General features: G+C 67.8%; 15 protein-coding genes. 5 read left to right on the forward strand and 10 right to left on the reverse strand.

The genetic code is table 11. The features are described 5' to 3' along the window. Window positions 1–574: 574 nt before the first annotated feature. Window positions 575–1,912 carry a lipase family protein gene (locus VKG81_RS21180; protein ID WP_324398700.1) on the forward strand — a complete coding sequence of 446 codons (1,338 nt, stop codon included), beginning with the start codon at window positions 575–577 and terminating at the stop codon, window positions 1,910–1,912. A 676-nt stretch (window positions 1,913–2,588) separates the two neighbouring features. On the opposite strand, the gene VKG81_RS21185 is transcribed toward VKG81_RS21180, so the two are convergent. Next, window positions 2,589–3,203, reverse strand: a complete 615-nt coding sequence (locus tag VKG81_RS21185) for a GmrSD restriction endonuclease domain-containing protein (RefSeq protein WP_324398702.1) — start codon at window positions 3,201–3,203, stop codon at window positions 2,589–2,591. A 162-nt stretch (window positions 3,204–3,365) separates the two neighbouring features. Between VKG81_RS21185 and VKG81_RS21190 the strand changes: the two genes are divergently transcribed. After that, window positions 3,366–3,773, forward strand: a complete 408-nt coding sequence (locus tag VKG81_RS21190; protein WP_324398704.1) for a hypothetical protein — start codon at window positions 3,366–3,368, stop codon at window positions 3,771–3,773. Between the two features lie 139 nt (window positions 3,774–3,912). On the opposite strand, the gene VKG81_RS21195 is transcribed toward VKG81_RS21190, so the two are convergent. From VKG81_RS21195 to soxR, 3 genes are all read right to left on the reverse strand, one after another. Continuing rightward, window positions 3,913–4,323, reverse strand: coding sequence for a hypothetical protein (locus tag VKG81_RS21195; RefSeq protein WP_324398706.1), 411 nt, complete (start codon window positions 4,321–4,323; stop codon window positions 3,913–3,915). Window positions 4,324–5,321: 998 nt separating this feature from the next. Continuing rightward, window positions 5,322–5,843, reverse strand: coding sequence for a dual specificity protein phosphatase (locus tag VKG81_RS21200; RefSeq protein WP_324398709.1), 522 nt, complete (start codon window positions 5,841–5,843; stop codon window positions 5,322–5,324). A gap of 170 nt (window positions 5,844–6,013) precedes the next feature. Then, window positions 6,014–6,448, reverse strand: a complete 435-nt coding sequence (gene soxR / locus VKG81_RS21210; protein ID WP_324398711.1) for a redox-sensitive transcriptional activator SoxR — start codon at window positions 6,446–6,448, stop codon at window positions 6,014–6,016. Between the two features lie 59 nt (window positions 6,449–6,507). On the opposite strand from soxR, the gene arcA reads away from it, so the two are divergent. Then, window positions 6,508–7,707: an arginine deiminase gene (gene arcA, locus VKG81_RS21215; protein ID WP_414685364.1), complete on the forward strand. Its 1,200-nt coding sequence runs from the start codon at window positions 6,508–6,510 to the stop codon at window positions 7,705–7,707. Here arcA and VKG81_RS21220 read toward each other — a convergent pair whose 3' ends face one another. After that, window positions 7,708–9,252: a dolichyl-phosphate-mannose--protein mannosyltransferase gene (locus VKG81_RS21220; protein WP_324398715.1), complete on the reverse strand. Its 1,545-nt coding sequence runs from the start codon at window positions 9,250–9,252 to the stop codon at window positions 7,708–7,710. Between the two features lie 24 nt (window positions 9,253–9,276). Here VKG81_RS21220 and rsmI point away from each other — a divergent pair, with 24 nt between their 5' ends. Continuing rightward, the gene (gene rsmI / locus VKG81_RS21225; RefSeq protein ID WP_324398717.1) at window positions 9,277–10,113 is read left to right on the forward strand and encodes a 16S rRNA (cytidine(1402)-2'-O)-methyltransferase; all 837 of its coding nucleotides are present in this window, start codon (window positions 9,277–9,279) and stop codon (window positions 10,111–10,113) included. A gap of 84 nt (window positions 10,114–10,197) precedes the next feature. Here the strand turns inward: rsmI and VKG81_RS21230 are convergent, their stop codons facing one another. From VKG81_RS21230 to VKG81_RS21245, 4 genes are all read right to left on the reverse strand, one after another. Continuing rightward, the gene (locus tag VKG81_RS21230) at window positions 10,198–11,406 is read right to left on the reverse strand and encodes an aminodeoxychorismate synthase component I (protein ID WP_324398719.1); all 1,209 of its coding nucleotides are present in this window, start codon (window positions 11,404–11,406) and stop codon (window positions 10,198–10,200) included. A gap of 22 nt (window positions 11,407–11,428) precedes the next feature. Continuing rightward, the gene (locus VKG81_RS21235) at window positions 11,429–12,319 is read right to left on the reverse strand and encodes an RNA polymerase sigma-70 factor (RefSeq protein ID WP_324398721.1); all 891 of its coding nucleotides are present in this window, start codon (window positions 12,317–12,319) and stop codon (window positions 11,429–11,431) included. Then, entirely contained in the window at window positions 12,316–13,491 is a 1,176-nt protein-coding gene (locus tag VKG81_RS21240) for an NAD(P)/FAD-dependent oxidoreductase (RefSeq protein WP_324398723.1), read from the reverse strand. Before VKG81_RS21240 ends, VKG81_RS21235 begins: the two co-directional genes overlap by 4 nt. A 91-nt stretch (window positions 13,492–13,582) precedes the next feature. Beyond that, on the reverse strand, window positions 13,583–14,167 hold the full coding sequence (locus tag VKG81_RS21245; protein ID WP_324398726.1) for a TetR/AcrR family transcriptional regulator: 585 nt from the start codon (window positions 14,165–14,167) through the stop codon (window positions 13,583–13,585). Window positions 14,168–14,266: 99 nt separating this feature from the next. On the opposite strand from VKG81_RS21245, the gene VKG81_RS21250 reads away from it, so the two are divergent. Beyond that, a complete protein-coding gene (locus VKG81_RS21250; protein ID WP_324398728.1) occupies window positions 14,267–14,737 on the forward strand; it encodes a DUF1772 domain-containing protein in 471 nt (156 codons plus the stop codon). Between the two features lie 19 nt (window positions 14,738–14,756). On the opposite strand, the gene metG is transcribed toward VKG81_RS21250, so the two are convergent. Next, window positions 14,757–16,301, reverse strand: coding sequence for a methionine--tRNA ligase (metG, locus tag VKG81_RS21255; protein WP_324398730.1), 1,545 nt, complete (start codon window positions 16,299–16,301; stop codon window positions 14,757–14,759). Window positions 16,302–16,306: the final 5 nt, after the last annotated feature.

Genomic DNA, 16,306 nt, shown 5'->3' on the forward strand with positions numbered 1-16,306 from the left:
CACCGGCGCAGGGCTTGGTTTTCGACGGCGGGCCTGAAAACGTCGGCTTCGTCAGTGTCTAACTAACGTCGCAACTACTGTTGTACAGCCAGATGCATTGGGGCACAAGGGGGTTTGCCGTTACTAACACATGCAGTTATACGCATGCTTTTTGGAAATCGAAGGCGGCACAGAGGCATTCACCAGCTGTGAGAGTGCCTCATAGCCAGCGCTGTGTTTCCCTCGTTGAGGCCGCAATGATGCGGACCCGTGCGGGGCAGCAGTAGGCCGTCAGGTATTGCCCATTTGACGGCACGGCATGTGCGGTTGTCGTCGTGCGCAGCATTAGAGACTCAGCCAGCGCACTGCCCCGAACCGTGATCAGTCGAATTGCTGCGCGGACCAAAGGCATGCGGCCAAGGGGCTAACGACTCTGCCCCATGCGCGGCGGTGCTTATAGCGTCGGGGCAGCAGCTTGCGCACCACCTGCTCAAGCGGCAGAGGCTGTATCCCCCGCAAGCGGGTGAGTGGGCGTAGTTCGGTCCCTCCGATCGTGCGCGAGAATGCACGGCCTCCCATGGAGGGAGTTCAGACAATGGACCTTGGCAGCCTCGCGGGAACAATCGGTGCGGAATGGATCGGCAAGCCACCACATGAGGAGCTGGACCGCAAGGTTCGCCCGTTACTGCCGTCGGAAGACCCGTTCTACCAGCCACCACCCGGCTATCAGCACGCGCTGCCGGGGACCGTGCTGCGCTCACGCGATGTCGAGGTGGCGTTTTTCGGCCTGATACCGCTGCGGGCCACCGCCAGCCAGCTGCTGTACCGGACGATGGACATGAACGGCAAACCCGAGGCGGCCGTGACGACGGTGATCGTCCCCGCGGACGTGGCTCCGGGCCAGACCTGCCCGCTGCTGTCGTATCAGTGCGCCATCGACGCTGTGACGTCCCGCTGTTTCCCGTCTTATGCCCTGCGGCGACACGCCAAGGCCATCGGCGCGGTGCCGCAGTTCGATTTTCTGCTGGTCAGCGCCGCCCTCGCCAAGGGCTGGGCGGTCTCGGTACCCGACCACGAAGGCCCCAAAGGGATGTGGGGCGCACCGTATGAACCTGGCTACTGCATCCTCGACGGAGCCCGGGCCGCACTGAGCTCGGAGCGCATCGGATTGTCAGCGTCGGCGCCCATCGCGTTGTGGGGGTACTCCGGCGGCGGGCTCGCCACCGCCTGGGCCGCCCAAATCTGCGCCGATTACGCACCCGAACTCGACATCGTCGGCGCCGTGCTGGGATCACCCGTTGGCGACCTGGGCCACACCTTCCGCCGGCTCAACGGCGGCTTCCTGGCTGGTTTGCCCGCGTTGGTGATCGTCGCGCTGGCACATCTCTACCCAGACTTGGACCGAGTGATTCGCGAGCACACTAACGAAGAGGGACTCGCTCTGCTGCGCCAGCTGGAGACCATGACCACGGCAGGCGCGGTCATCCGGATGGTGAGAAAGGACGTAAGCCGATACTTCGACCGGCCGCTGGACGAGATCCTGACGATGCCGGAGGTCCAGCACGTCGTCGACAGCATCAAACTCGGCGCTACGACGCCGACACCGCCGGTGTTGATCGTGCAGGCCGTGCACGACTACCTCATCGATGTCGCCGACATCGACGCGCTAGCCGACGCCTATTCGGCCGGCGGAGCCGACGTCACCTACCACCGGGACGCGTTCTGCGAGCATCTGCTGCTGCACCCGCTGTCCGCCCCGATGACGCTGCGGTGGCTGTCGGACCGGTTCGCCGGCCGACCCCTGACCGATCACCTGATCAGAACGAAGTGGCCGACCATGTTCAGCCCGGCAACCTACCTCGGCATCGCCCGGCTGGCCGTGTTCGCGGCGGAGGTCCTCACCGGCAGGACGGTCCGCCGCCGTCCGCTGTGACTTATGACCTGGCGGAAGTTTCCGCGGTCTCCGGCGACACGGTCACCGCAGTTGGCGCTGAGGCGCAGCTGGATAGCCGCCAAGGTCGTCGCGTCGGCAACGTGTACGTCGCCGACCACTACAACAATCGAGTGGTGATGTTGATGGCGGGCTGATGTGTCGCGCAGCGCCCGCATCCCGGGACGTCCGGAAACGGGTTAGGGTACCTGGGCCGAGCACGGTGAGGGCAATCGTCACATACCGCGCGTCGACTCACGGATCCACCGCACTACCCCGCCAGCGGCGGTCCGCACGCACGCCTTCAGCTCCTTCTTGCCGATATCCAACGCGGCGCACCGCTCATGCAACAGTTCCATCACAATCCCTCCGGACACAACAACTTCGAACATTGCGCGTCCGTCCGGAGGAACCACAGGGCCTAAAGAATCTGGTCCGCGTGCTTACCGCAACAATCGACAGTTCCTGTCGGTGGCTCCCAACACCATCCTGACCGACGAGCTCAGGGCATCACAGTAAATTCGGCGTCCCGGACGAATGCGGCGTCATTTTCCCGCCTCCACGGCGGCCCAGCGCAGCGGGCCCGGGTTCCTGTTCGCCCGGCCCTCCGAACGTTACCCGTCGAGCGCCACTGGCTAGTTGACGTACGTAGAAGCCTCCAGCCCGGGATTCTGCATTGTCAGCTGACCGGGTTGCCAGCAACGGCGGCGATTCGATCGACGCTCCAGATCTTCTCAGCGACCGCCTGGTACAACGCTTGCCGCTCTTCGACGGCAGTCTGGTCGAAGTCGGCGATCGGCTCGAACGCGAAACCCGAGCGTTGCTTGAACGCCAAAAAGCCAGGGTTGTTCTGGTAGCAGCGTGGGTGGAGGCTTCGAGCGAGGAGGTTCTGACCCGTGTAGTGCTCGACTTTCTCTCTGTAGGGCTGATCCTGGAAGCTGGCATCGAAGCCCTTGGGGAGGAGGACGAGTCCTCCAAGGCGGTTCCTGACTCGGTGGAACTCTTCCTCCGACCTGCACTCGGGGTGGCGTTCGTAGTGGTTTGCGATGACATGCTCGATCTCGAAACGGCTCGCCGAGTAGGCGGGAAACCCGATCGCCTCGATGCCGCTCTGTTGCTCGATGAAGTCGGTGAGCCGTGCGAGCAAACATCGCACCTGGTGCCCATTTCGGCCGTGAAGCGAGTATGAAGACATCCCGGCGATCGTGTCGCCTTCATTGGCTTGTTGCGCCAGTTGATCGAGAAGAATCCGAACCAGCGTTTCAGGGTCTTTGGCGCGGATCTCCTTGGTCACAAGGAATAGGCGGTAGAACATCGTCCTGGAGCCGTACCCGTTAGGTACTGCCCGCGCGGAAGTCAGGTAATTGACTACGCTGCCACGCTCCGCCAGACCTCGGAATACTACGGATACCAGCGCTGTGCTGGTTTGAGTGATCCGACAGTTGGGAGAGACGTCATGAGCAACCCATCAGGTGACTACGTCCCGTTCGTGGGTCTGGGTTTCACCGGCCTGCGATTCTTTCAGGATGGTAGCCAGTACGTTGGCGGCCTCTACTACGAAGAAAACGAGTATTCCATCGCGATCTCCGGCGGGACATACACCGATGCGACCCGCGTCGTGACCTTCAGCGTGCACGAGAGCCCAGCAGGCGTCACGGACGTGAATTTCATCGGCAACGTCATTGTGGATTCGACCGGCAACGTGACTGCGATGGTGGGCACGTGGACCGGCCACTTTTCTCTCAATCTACTCCCCCGAGGCGCCCGCGCAAAGGCTGCGATCCCGAAGTATCGTCCGATTCTTCCGATCCCGTCAGCTCAGGGACCGTGGATGGCGTTGAACCGCGAGAACATCATCGAGTGAAGCCGGTGGCACCGAACGCGTTGTACGGGTACACCGTTGGCGACTACGTAGTAGCCGCAGCCGATGCAGAACGTGTCAGGTCGGTCGTGGGCGCTGGAGAAGACCTGACTCCACCGGTCTGAAGGCTTAGACGTCTTGCTCATGCGGATTTCTGCCTTCTGTGGCTGCATTTGATGGCGGGGTCGATGGGGTGGCCGTGCGCTTCGGTGCTCCAGCCGTATTCGTCGCAGTGGTTGCAGTCGCGGATCGCTTGGAGGCGTTGTTCGGCGCGCTGTTGGCGTTCTCGGTTGCGTTGTTCGTCGGCTTCCAGTTCCCACGTCTGGAACGCCTGGCGTGCGTCGCGGCGACCCGCCCATGTCTTGCCGGCGCTCCGCTGGGCCGACACGATACGGACCGACGATTCGCCCGATGCAGGAAGGAAACAACGACCATGACCTACGAGCAGCAGCCGACCCTGTTCGACGACCTGCCGCCGCGCTGCTGGCGCTGCGGCCGGGCGGGCGTTCGGCCGCGATGCACGCGGCGCATTTGTTGGGCTCCCAGCGATCACCGGACGGCAGCTTTACGCGGCACACCACACACCACGGGGGTGCCGCGTAACCCGTTGCGCCAGAATGTGTCAGCGCGCTTTCCATTAGAGTTTCATAAACCACGGCAAACCCCCTGTTGTGCAACGGAAAACCTCGCGTACGAAGGAGGTTGCGACGACCCGCGCAAGCTGGCCACAAGCCGACGTTCAAGGAAAGGCCCGTCGTTAACCAGCCCCGACACTTGCGGTAATTCCGGAAACCGCAGGTCATAGGTTCCCCGCGCGGCGAAAGCCGCCGGCGAGTGAACGCTGCCCAGACTCGGTTTTGGGGCGGTTTCCTCGCGGGACGGGGGCCTTTTTTGGGGGGGAGGGCCATGCCTACCGGAGGTAGGCAAGTGATGCCCACCGGAGGTGGGCAATACGTTTCCTCATGCGGCCCTTCACCTTTCCCGTTACGGCTGGTAGGCTTCAAACTAAGCCCCCGCCTGCTGCTCAGCTTGGGGCGTCGGACGTGGAGAAGCCCCCGCCGGCCGCGTTTTCGCCCTGATGAGACGCGTTCCGCCGTGTTAGCTACGCCGAGGCGTGTCTGAGGGTCGGCTCTCGCCACCACGGAACGTGCCGTCGGACGTTTCGTGGCGGCGCGCCAGGACGAGGGCTTGTCTCAGTCCTTCTGGTCTTTGCATGCTGTGGCCCCTGGCGTCGAACCACTGGCAGCGCAGACACGCCGCATGCGCTATCCACAGCACCTCGTCCAGGACAACGCCCGGGTGTTGAGACGGCCAGCCCTCCGGGTCGGTGCCGTGGACCGATTCGTATGTGCGGCACAGGTATTCACGCTGGTCCCACAGCCTCCGGGCGATGTTCACTCCGGAAGACATTCGCTTCCAGTTGATCCAGGCGCAGCACACGACGGGGCGGAAACAACGCGTCCCAGTACGGGCCCCACGTGTCCTCCGCACCACGCGACGCCGATGTCGACTCGACCCAGTCCCCCATCCAGTGGCCGCTGGGCCCGCCGGTCACGGCGCATCCCCGAGTGTGGGGTGGAGGCGTCGCAGCGCCGCGCGGAAGTCGGCGTTCGGGTTGGCCTCCGGCAGCACCGCGAGCACGTCGCGCAGCGCGTCGTCAATGTCGATGCCCTGTTTTCGGGCTCCGTACAGCGCGGCGATGGTGGGTGTGCGGCTGGCTGCCTGGACGCAGTGGACGAACACCGTGCGGCCCTCGGCTCGCAGTTGCTCTATTGCCCGCACGGTGTCGAGCAGCACGAAGTCGAGGTTGGGGTTCTCGTTCTGACCCTCTCGGTCGATGAGGCGGACATCGAGCTGTTTCACACCGGCGGGCAGGTCCACGTCTTTGACCCGGCACAGCGACACGATCGCGTCCACTTCCTTGGGCAACTTCAGCAGAGCGGCGATGCCGCCGATCCACATCTTCTCGTCGTAGGGATGCTGGACGGCTTTGCGGGCCTCGGGGTACCCGCCGTAGGTGTAGTCGAATTCGTCGGGTTTACCTTTACGAACGATCTTGGTGGCTAGTTGCACCAGACCACGGGTCCTCAGGCCCGGCCAGCCCTGCAACGCCAACCGCCAGCCAGCCCGAGCACACGTCGATCCATGCCCCGTCGCCCAGCGGGCGGCGATCGGCGTGCTCGAACAAGGTGCCCTGGACTGCGAACGTCATCGCCGGAATTCTATCGCACGGTTGTTCGACGTCACTGGAGCCGGACCGGGCCCGGGCCCTGCCCGGCCAGGATGTCGCCGGGGTTGGACAAGGCGCAACTGCGCAGGCTGAGGCACCCGCAGCCGATGCAGTCGGCCAGGTTGTCGCGCAGTCGCTGCAGGTGCACGATGCGGTCGTCGAGATCCTGACGCCAGCCAGCGGACAGCCTCGCCCAGTCCTTGCTGGTGGGGACGCGGTCTGCCGGCAGCGTGGCCAACGCGTCGCGCACCCTGGCCAGCGGGATTCCCAGCCGCTGCGACATCCGGATGAACGCCACCCGCCGCAGCGTCCCGCGGGTGTACCGCCGTTGGTTGCCGGATGTGCGCCGGCTGGTGATCAATCCCTCGCGCTCGTAGAAGTGCAGCGCCGAGATGGCCACACCGCTGCGGCCGGCGAGCTCGCCGGGTGAGAGCTCGTGTTCGTCCATGATCACCTCAACCTTAGTTGAGGTGATCGTTTCGCGATACGGTGCACGGTGTGAGCAACATCGTCCTGGGCTCGAATTCCGAGGTCGGCACGCTGCGGGCGGTGATCCTGCACCGCCCGGGGGCGGAACTGCAGCGGCTCACGCCCCGCAACAACGACAAGCTGCTCTTCGACGGGCTGCCCTGGGTGACGCGGGCCCAGCAGGAGCACGACGCGTTCGCCGAGTTGCTGCGCTCGCGGGGAGTCGAGGTGATGCTGCTGGGCGACCTGCTCACCGAGGCATTGCAGAGCGGGGCCGCGCGCATCCAGGGCATCACGGCCGCAGTGGATGCTCGTCGACTGGGACACCCACTGGCCCAGGAACTTTCGGAGTACCTGCGCGGCCTCGAGCCCGCGCCGCTGGCATATGTGTTGATGGCGGGCATGACGTTCACCGAGCTGCCGTTCAGCAAGTCGGCGGAGTTGTCGTTGGTGCGGCGCATGCACCACGGCGCCGACTTCGTGATCGAGCCGCTGCCGAATCTGCTGTTCACCCGCGACTCGTCGTTCTGGATCGGCCCGCGGGTGGCGATCACGTCGTTGGCGCTGCCGGCCCGTGTCCGCGAGACGTCGCTGACGGACATCATCTATGCGCACCATCCGCGGTTCCTCGGCGTCCGGCGGGCATACGAGTCGCACACCGCGCCGGTGGAGGGCGGCGACGTGCTGTTGCTCTCACCGGGTGTCGTGGCGGTCGGTGTGGGGGAACGAACCACACCCGCAGGTGCGGAGGCGTTGGCGCGCAGCCTCTTCGACGACGAGCTTGCGCACACGGTGTTGGCGGTTCCGATCGGCCAGGAGCGGGCGCACATGCACCTTGACACGGTGTGCACGATGGTCGACACCGACGCGGTGGTGATGTACCCGAACATCGTCGACACGTTGTCGGCCTTCACGATCAAGCGCACACCCGACGGCGTGAAGATCGACGACGCGGCGCCGTTCGTCGAGGCCGCGGCGAACGCGATGGGTATCTCCAAGCTGCGCGTGATCGACACCGGCCTGGACCCGGTGACCGCCGAGCGTGAGCAATGGGACGACGGCAACAACACGCTGGCCCTGGCTCCCGGCGTGGTTGTCGCCTATGAGCGCAACGTCGAAACGAACTCGCGGCTCGAGGATTTCGGCATCGAGGTGCTGCCCATCGCCGCGGCGGAGCTGGGCACCGGACGTGGCGGGCCACGCTGCATGTCGTGCCCGGCGGCGCGCGACCCGCTGTAGTCAGCGCCAGCTGGGCAGCCAGATCTCCATGTTCCAGGTCGCGTTGGATATCGGAAGGCCGGTGAGAATGGGATACAGCCACGCGAAATTGGCCACCACGAGTGCGACGTAGAAGCTGACCGCCAGCAGGCCCAGCGTTCGTCGTTCCGGGGACTGGTTGGGTTGATACAGGATGTCCCCGCATACCAACGCGATCGTCATCACGAGGAACGGTGCCATCGCCGCGGCGTAGAAGAAATACATCTGCCGGTCGATGTCGGAGAACCACGGCAGCCAGCCGGCGCAGTAGCCGACGAGCACCGCGGCGTAACGCCAGTCGTGGCGGACCAAGGTCCGCCACGCGGCGTAGAACAGCACCGGCACCGCGACCCACCACAACGCCGGGGTGCCGACGAGCATCACCGCCTTGACACAGGACTGCGGGCCACAGCCGGGAATGTTCTGCTGGTCGATGGCATAGAGGACCGGCCGCAGCGACATCGGCCACGTCCACGGCTTGGACTCCCACGGGTGGTGGTTGCCCGCGGCGTTGGTCAGCCCGGAGTGGAACTTGTAGACCCCGTACGTGTAGTGCCACAGCGAGCGAATCGCGTCCGGCAGCAGCCCGCCCGGCCCGATCGTGTGGCCGACCTCGTAGCGGTCCACCGCGGTCTCGGAGGCGAACCACGGCCCGTAGGACGCCAGGTACACCGCAAAGGGGATGAGCACCATCGTGTAGACCGTGGGGCCCAGGTCACGCCGCAGCACCCCGAGCCACGGCCGCGGCACCCGATATTGCCGGCGCGCCGCCACGTCGAACGCCAGCGACAACGCCCCGAAGAACAGCATGAAATACAGCCCGGACCACTTCGTCGCGAAAGCCAGGCCCAGCAACACACCCGCGCCGAACCGCCACCACCGCACCCCCAGCCGCGGTCCCCACGGCGTCTCGGCGATCCGTCCCTCGAGCAATGCGATGTGCATCCGCGCCCGGACCTGGTCGCGGTCGACGATCAGCGCGCCGAACGCCGCGACCACGAAGAACGCCAGGAACCCGTCGAGTAGCGCGGTGCGCGCCGAGACGAAACTGACGCCGTCGCAGATCAGCAGCAGCCCGGCGATGCCCCCGACCAGCGTCGATCGGCTGATCCGCCGCGTGATCCGCACCACCAGCGCGACCATGATCACGCCGCACACGGCGCCGCTGAACCGCCAGCCCAGCCCGTTGTACCCGAACAGCCATTCGCCGATCGCGATCAGGAACTTGCCCACCGGCGGGTGCACGACGAGACCGAACCCCGGGTTGTCCTCGACGCCGCCGTTGTGCAGCATCTGCCACGCCTGCGGCGCGTAGTGCTTCTCGTCGAAGATCGGCGTGCCCGCGTCCGTCGGCTCCGACAGGCCGACGAACCGCGTCACCGCCGCCAGCGTGGTGATGACGGCCGTCGTCGCCCATCCTTGGAGCCGGTCGGTGGGTCCGAAGTCGGGCGCCGGGACCAGCGGGCCGGGGCTGATCACCGGAACCGGGCGCTCGCTTTGGCGATCTTCGGTGGCGGTGGCGGTCACATCGGCGATCGTAGGCTGTCGGTCATGGGCGGTGGTCGGTTGCTGCTGGGGGCCACCCCGCTGGGGCAGCCGTCGGACGCCTCCGCGCGTTTGGTCGCCGCACTGGGTTCGGCCGATGTCGTCGCTGCTGAAGACACCCGCCGCGTCCGTGCGCTGGCCCGGGCGCTCGGGGTGCGCATCCCCGGACGGGTGGTCAGCCTGTTCGATCAGAACGAGGCGACGCGCACGCCGTCACTGGTCGCCGGCATCAAGTCCGGTGCGACCGTGCTGGTGGTCACCGACGCCGGGATGCCGCTGATCAACGACCCGGGCTACCGGCTCGTGACGGCCTGTGTGGCGGCCGGGCTGCCGGTCAGCTGCCTGCCGGGCCCGTCGGCGGTGACAACCGCGCTGGCCGTGTCCGGTTTGCCGTCGGATCGGTTCTGCTTCGAGGGATTCGCGCCGCGCAAGCACTCGGCGCGGGTGGCGTGGCTGGCCTCGCTTGCCGGCGAGCCACGCACGATCGTGTTCTTTGAGTCGCCACGCCGCCTGCCCGCCTGCCTGCGGGAGGCCGTCGACCACCTCGGCGGGTCGCGCCGGGCGGTGGTCTGCCGCGAGCTGACCAAGGTGCACGAAGAGATCGCTCGGGGCTCGCTGGCCGAGCTCGCCGGGTGGGCGGCCGGCGGTGTGCTCGGCGAGATCACCGTCGTCGTGGAGGGCGCGCAGCCGCAGGCCGACGTGCCGACGCTGATCGCCGAAGTCATCGCGCTCGTGGACGCCGGCATGCGGGTCAAGGATGCGTGCGCGGAGGTGATCGGCGCCCATCCCGGCGCGCCGTCGCGGCGAGAACTCTACGATGCGGTGCTGCGGGCTCGCTCGTGACCCGAACAGCGCGACGCCGACCGCCGCGCCGATTTGTCCGGGTCAGATGCGTTGACTGTCAACACCGCTTGGATGGCGTGCGCCTTACCTGGCGACGAACGGGGCGGCCTTGTGCAGGCATTCCTGCCATTCCTCGTCGGGAGCCGAGTCCGCGGTGATCCCCCCGCCGACACCGAGCACCGCCGTGCCTTCGGCGTCGAACTCGACGGTGCGGATCGCCACGTTCAGCTCGCAACCCGCCACCGGTGAGGCCAAGCCTACGGTGCCGCAGAATATTCCGCGCCGACGCGGCTCCCACCGCGACAACAGTTGACGAGCGCGGGCCTTCGGCGTGCCGGTCACCGACGCGGGCGGGAACGCCGCGTCCAGCAATGCGGTGATGGGCAGGTCGGCGGGCACTCGCGCCGAAACCGTCGACACCAGATGCCAGACGCCCGGCGCCGGCCTGACGGCGAGCAGTTCGGGCACGCCGACGGTGCCGGTGGCCGCGACGCGGCCCAGGTCGTTGCGGACCAGGTCGACGATCATGATGTTCTCGGCGACGTCTTTGGCCGAGTTCCTCAGCGCCGACGGCGGCGCGTGTCTGGGCAGGGTGCCCTTGATCGGGCTGGATGTCACGGTGTCGCCGGCGCGCCGCAGGAAGAGCTCGGGCGACAGCGACGCCACCGCGCCCCACGGCCCGGCGACGAACGCCGCCCGCGCCGGTGCGGTGCGGGCCACCGCCTCGACGAAGAAGTCGACGGGCGCCCCCGTCACGTCACCCGCGAATTGTGTGCAGACGCAGGCCTGGTAGACCTCGCCGGCCCCGATCGCGTCCAGGCAGGCCAGCACCCCGGCGCGGTGAGCGTCGCGGTCGGCGTCGTCCCATCCGATGTGGCAGCACGGGCGGCGGGGCGGCGACAGCAGCGCCCGAGCCACCCAGCGGGGCATCCGGCCGCCCGAAAGGCTTTCATACCACCAGGTTCCGTGGCGGTCTTGCCGCAGCACGCAGTCGGCCCAGCCGCCGGCCGCCTCCGGGATCCGCGCCGGCCTGCCGTCGGCGCCGTCGTCGGGGTAGGACAGGTAGCCGATCCAACCGCCGCCGATGCCGGTGCCGCGTGCCGGCGCCGCGCCGAACACCTCGGGCGGATCCACCGGCGACGCGCAGACGGTGGGAGCGATCACCGCGCGCGACGCGAACCACTCCCCGATCAGGGCGGCCGGTGGGGGCAGGCCGCGGCGGGCGGCACCCTGCGCGACGGCGAGCAGCACGGCCGGGGCGTCGCCCAGGTCGCCGAGCCGGTCGATCCGCATCGGTCCAGGGTGGCAGACGCGCTCAGCGGCGGGTGATCTCCCTGGGGGTGGTGACCGTGGCGAGCTTCTCGGGGTTGCGGATCACGTAGAGCGTCGAGATGAGGCCGTCGGTGATCTCCGCGGTGATCACGACGTCGATGTCCTCGCCGCTGAAGACGACCGCTGCCGGGGCGCCGTTGTAGGTGGCCAGCTCGATGCGCATGTCGGGGACACCTTTTCGGCCCAGGCCGACGACGGCGGCGGCCACCTTCCGTGCGCCGACCACCGGACGGCGGGCGGCGCTGACCTTGCCGCCGCCGTCGGCGATCCAGACCGCGTCGGGCGCCAGCATCGACATCAGCGCATCCACGTCGCCGTTGGCGGCGGTGGCGAGGAACTGTGCGGTGATCTGCGCGCCGACCTGCGGGTCGACCGGCTCGAACCGTTTCCGCCGCGCCTGGACGTGCTCGCGTGCCCGGTGGGCGATCTGGCGCACGGTCGGCGCCGATTTGCCTACGGCGGCCGCGATCTCGTCGTAGTCGAACCCGAACACTTCTCGCAGCACGAACACCGCCCGCTCGTCGGGCCCGAGCGTCTCGAGCACCACCAGCATGGCCATCGACACCGATTCGGCGAGGACCACGTCGGCCGACGGGTCCCGCTCGTCGAGCAGCAGCGGCTCGGGCAGCCACGGCCCGACGTAGTCTTCGCGGCGGCGGGCCCCGGCCCGCAGCGCGTTCAGCGCCTGCCGGGTGACCAGTTGCGCGAGATAGGATTTCGTGTCACGCACGGTCCTGAGGTCCACCTGTGCCCATCGCAGGTAGCTGTCCTGCAGCACGTCGTCGGATTCGGTTGCCGAGCCCAGGATTTCGTAGACGATCGTGAACAGCAGCGGCCGCAGCTGGGTGAACCGTTGGGCGTGCGCGTCGGTCATGAGACCTCCACCGGTGTCGGTGCCGGCCGCTTGCCGCCGCGCAACCAGAAGTACGAGCCCGGCCTGCGGGCCTCCCGCGCGATGAACTTCACGGTGCCCTTGCAGACCAGCTCCTTGATCGCCGCGGCGGTCCGTCCGCCGATGTAGATCCGCCGGGGCGTGTCGTCGCTGTGCGCGAACACAACGGTGCCGAGCGACCGGCCGAGGCTGATGCACTGCCCGGCGAACGCCTGGTTCACGACGTCGGGTTCGGCGCCTGCGATCCGGCTGAGCACGGTGTTGGCCGCCTGCGCGCCCAGCGGCCCCGCCGCCTGGCAGCTCATCCTCAGCGGCTGGTCCGACGGCGCGGCGGCGTCACCGGCGGCGACGATCCGATCGTCGTCGACGCTGGTCAGCGTCTCGTCGGTGAGCAGCCGGCCGATCGTGTCGGTGCGCAACCCGCTGGCGGCGGCGAGATCCGGGACACCGAACCCGGCCGTCCAGACGGTCACGGCGCTGGGCACTTCGCTGCCGTCGTCGAGCACCACGCTGGAGTCCCGCACCTCGGCGGCTGCGCTGCCTTCGAGCACCTGCACGCCGAGCCGGGCCAGCTGGCGCGCCACCGACCGGCGGCCGGGCTCGCTCAGTGACGGGCCCAGCGCGGCGCCGCAGATCAGCGTCACGGTCCCGGCGGCGCGCTGTTCGGCCAGCTCGGCGGCCGCCTCGATACCGGTCAGCCCGCCCCCGACGACACACACCGGCGCGTTCGGATGCAGATCGTCGACCCTGCTGCGCAACCGCTGGGCGTGCTCGTATTCGGCGATCGGATAGGCGAATTCGGCGGCGCCGGGTACCGCACCGGTCGCGGCGGTGCTGCCCACCGCGTAGACCAGGTAGTCGTACCGCAGCTCACCGCCGGATGCCAGCGCGACCCGGCGGCCCGCCGCGTCGATCTCGATCGCGGTGTCCACCACCAGCCGCACGTTGGGATGCAGCATTGTGGCGTAGTCGACGGTGGCCGTGCTCGAGCCCGCGACGAGCTGGTGCAGCCGGATCCGCTCGACGAACGACCCGCGCGGGTTGACCAGCGCGACGTCGACATCAGCGCGTGTCTGTAGGTGATTGGCCGCCAGCGTTCCTGCGTAACCGCCGCCGATGACGACGACTCTGGTGGCCTCGATGTGGTTCGTCATGTCAGCTCCTGCCCCGATGTCGTTACGCCCTTGGGACACCGGTGCCGCGCCGGACGTGACAGCCCCCGCGGCGGGTGTGACCGGATTCACGTCATGTCGCGCTGCGCCCGCCGAATTGGCTGGCCAGCAGTTCTATGCGCTCGAATTCCTCGGCCGGGCGCAGCCTGCCGCTGCGGCTCAGCGTGGCCAGCCCGTGCAGCGCCGCCCACACGACCTCGGTGACGGTGTCCACGTCCGCGTGGCTCCCGGTCGCCGCCACCGCCGCCCGCAGCTCGCCGAACGCCGCCGACAGCGCAGCCGGTGTGTCGTCGGCGGCGAAGTGCAGCGTGGTCGCCCGGGTGAACATCGCGTCGTAGGGGGCCGGGTTGTCCCGAGCGAAGTCGAGGTACGCGTGCGCGATGCGTCGCAGCGCGTATTCGGGCCTCTCGGCACCGGTGCGCGCCTTCCACAGGGCATCGGCAAGTTCGGCGAATCCGTCGATCGCCACGGCTTCGGCGATCGCGTCCATGCCCGAAAAGTGTTTGTAGAGCACGGGCTGGCTGTATTCGATCTCGGTGGACAGCCGGCGTGTGGTCACCGCGTCCCACCCCTCGGCCTCGGCGACTTTCCGTGCGGTCGTCACGATCAGCCTGCGCCGGGCCGCCCGGTCGCGGGTGCGGCGCTCCTCGATGGTCATGCCTGACGATAGCACCGCTATCGATAAGAGCAATGCTATTGACACCCGCCGCACCTGGGGTTAGCGTTGCTAACACCTACCACCGATGGGAGCCTCCGGATGACCGACTTCGCACGCCTGGCAGCGCTGGTTGCCGTGCTGGCCACGGCGGTTGTGTACGGCACGGATGTGTTCTGCGCGCTCGTGCTGCGCCCCGCCCTGGCCCGGGTCGACGACCGGGCCCTGGTTGCCGTGATGGGAAACGTGCACCTCTACGGCGACCGTCGGATGCCGGTGCCGGGGGCGATCAGCGTCGTCGCCGCGGCGGCCGGCGTCGTGCTCGCCGGACTGGGCGGTCGGTGGGTTGCGGCCGGCGCGTCGGCCACCGCCGTTGGCCTGCTGTTGATTTGGCTCGCGCTGTATCTGCGGGTGAGTGCGCCGATCAACCGTCGGCTCACCACAGCGGCGACGGCCGGCGATGTCCCACCGGATGCGCGTGTGCTGCAGAGCGACTGGGACCGGATCATCACCGCACGCGCCGTACTGCAGGGCCTGGCCCTCGTCGCGCTGTGCCTCGCGCTGGTCAGCTGACTCGACCGGGTCTGCGGCCTCAGTTCACCTGGTGGCGCGGGAACACCGCGGTTGGCTGCGGCAGCACGGTGCCGGGTGCCAGCCGGGTGGCGATCGCGCTGAACGCGCGCCGGTCGGCGGGCTGGCCGAGCAGGTCGAGCAGCCTGGCCGTTGATTCCGGCATCACGGGCTGCGCCAGCAGGGTGGCGATCCGCACGACCTCCAGCGTCGTGTGCAGCACGGTGCGGAACCGGGCCTGGTCGGCCTCTGTTTCCGACTTGCGCAGCACCCACGGCTGCTGGGCGGAGAAATACTTGTTCGCCGCGCCGAGCACGCGCCAGATCGACTCCAGCGCAAGGTGCATGGCCTGACCGTCGAAGTCGGCCCGAACCCTGTCCAGCAGCGCGTCGGCGGCGGCCAGAAGGCGCAGGTCGTCGTCGCCGGGCGCGGTCGGGTCGGGGACCACGCCGTGCAGGTCCTTGGCCACCATCGACAGCGAGCGCTGCGCCAGGTTGCCCAGCTCGTTGGCCAGGTCGGCGTTGATGCGGGTGGTGATGGCGTCTTCGCTGTAGCTGCCGTCCTGCCCGAACGGCACCTCACGCAGCAGGAAATAGCGCACCTGGTCGACCCCGAACTCGTCGACCAGCGTGGCCGGGTCGACCACGTTGCCCACCGACTTGCTCATCTTCTCGCCTCGGTTGTAGACGAAGCCGTGCGCGAAAACCCTTCGGGGAAGCTCGATTCCGGCCGACATCAGGAACGCCGGCCACAAGACGGTGTGGAACCGGATGATGTCCTTGCCAATCATGTGCAGATCTGCCGGCCAGTAGCGCCGGAACATCTCCGATTCCGTGTCGGGATAGCCGACGCCGGTCAGGTAGTTGGTCAGCGCGTCCACCCACACGTACATGATGTGCTCGGGGTCGCCGGGCACCGGCACCCCCCAGTCGAACGACGTCCGCGAGATCGACTGGTCCTCGAGGCCGCCCGAGACGAAGCTGACGACCTCGTTGCGGCGCACGTCCGGGCCGATGAACTCCGGGTGCGCCTCGTAGTGCGCGAGCAGTTTTTCGCTGTAGGCCGACAATCTGAACTTGTATGTCGGCTCCTCGGTCCACGTGACCGGGGCGCCCGTCTCGACCGTCACCCGGGTGCCGTCCGGCCCGACGCGGGTCTCGTCCTCGCTGAAGTAGCGCTCGTCGCGCACCGAGTACCAGCCGGAGTAGGTGTCGAGATAGATGTCTCCCGCGTCGGCCATCCGGCGCCAGATCACTTTCGAGGCTTCGTAGTGGTCGGGGTCGGTGGTCCGGATGAAGCGGTCGTAGGAGATGTTGAGCTTGTCCTGGAGCCGCTGGAACACGTCCGAGTTGCGCCGCGCCAGCTGCGCGGTCGGCAGGCCCTCGGCGGCGGCGGTCTCGACCATCTTGAGGCCGTGCTCGTCGGTGCCGGTCAGGTAGCGCACGTCGAAGCCGTCGAGGCGCTTGAACCGGGCGATCGCGTCCGTCGCGATGTACTCGTAGGCGTGCCCGACGTGCGGTGCCCCGTTCGGATAGGCGATCGCCGTCGTGACGTAGAAAGGCCTCATTTGTT

This window comes from Mycobacterium sp. (assembly GCF_035314905.1).
Taxonomy (GTDB): Bacteria; Actinomycetota; Actinomycetes; order Mycobacteriales; family Mycobacteriaceae; genus Mycobacterium.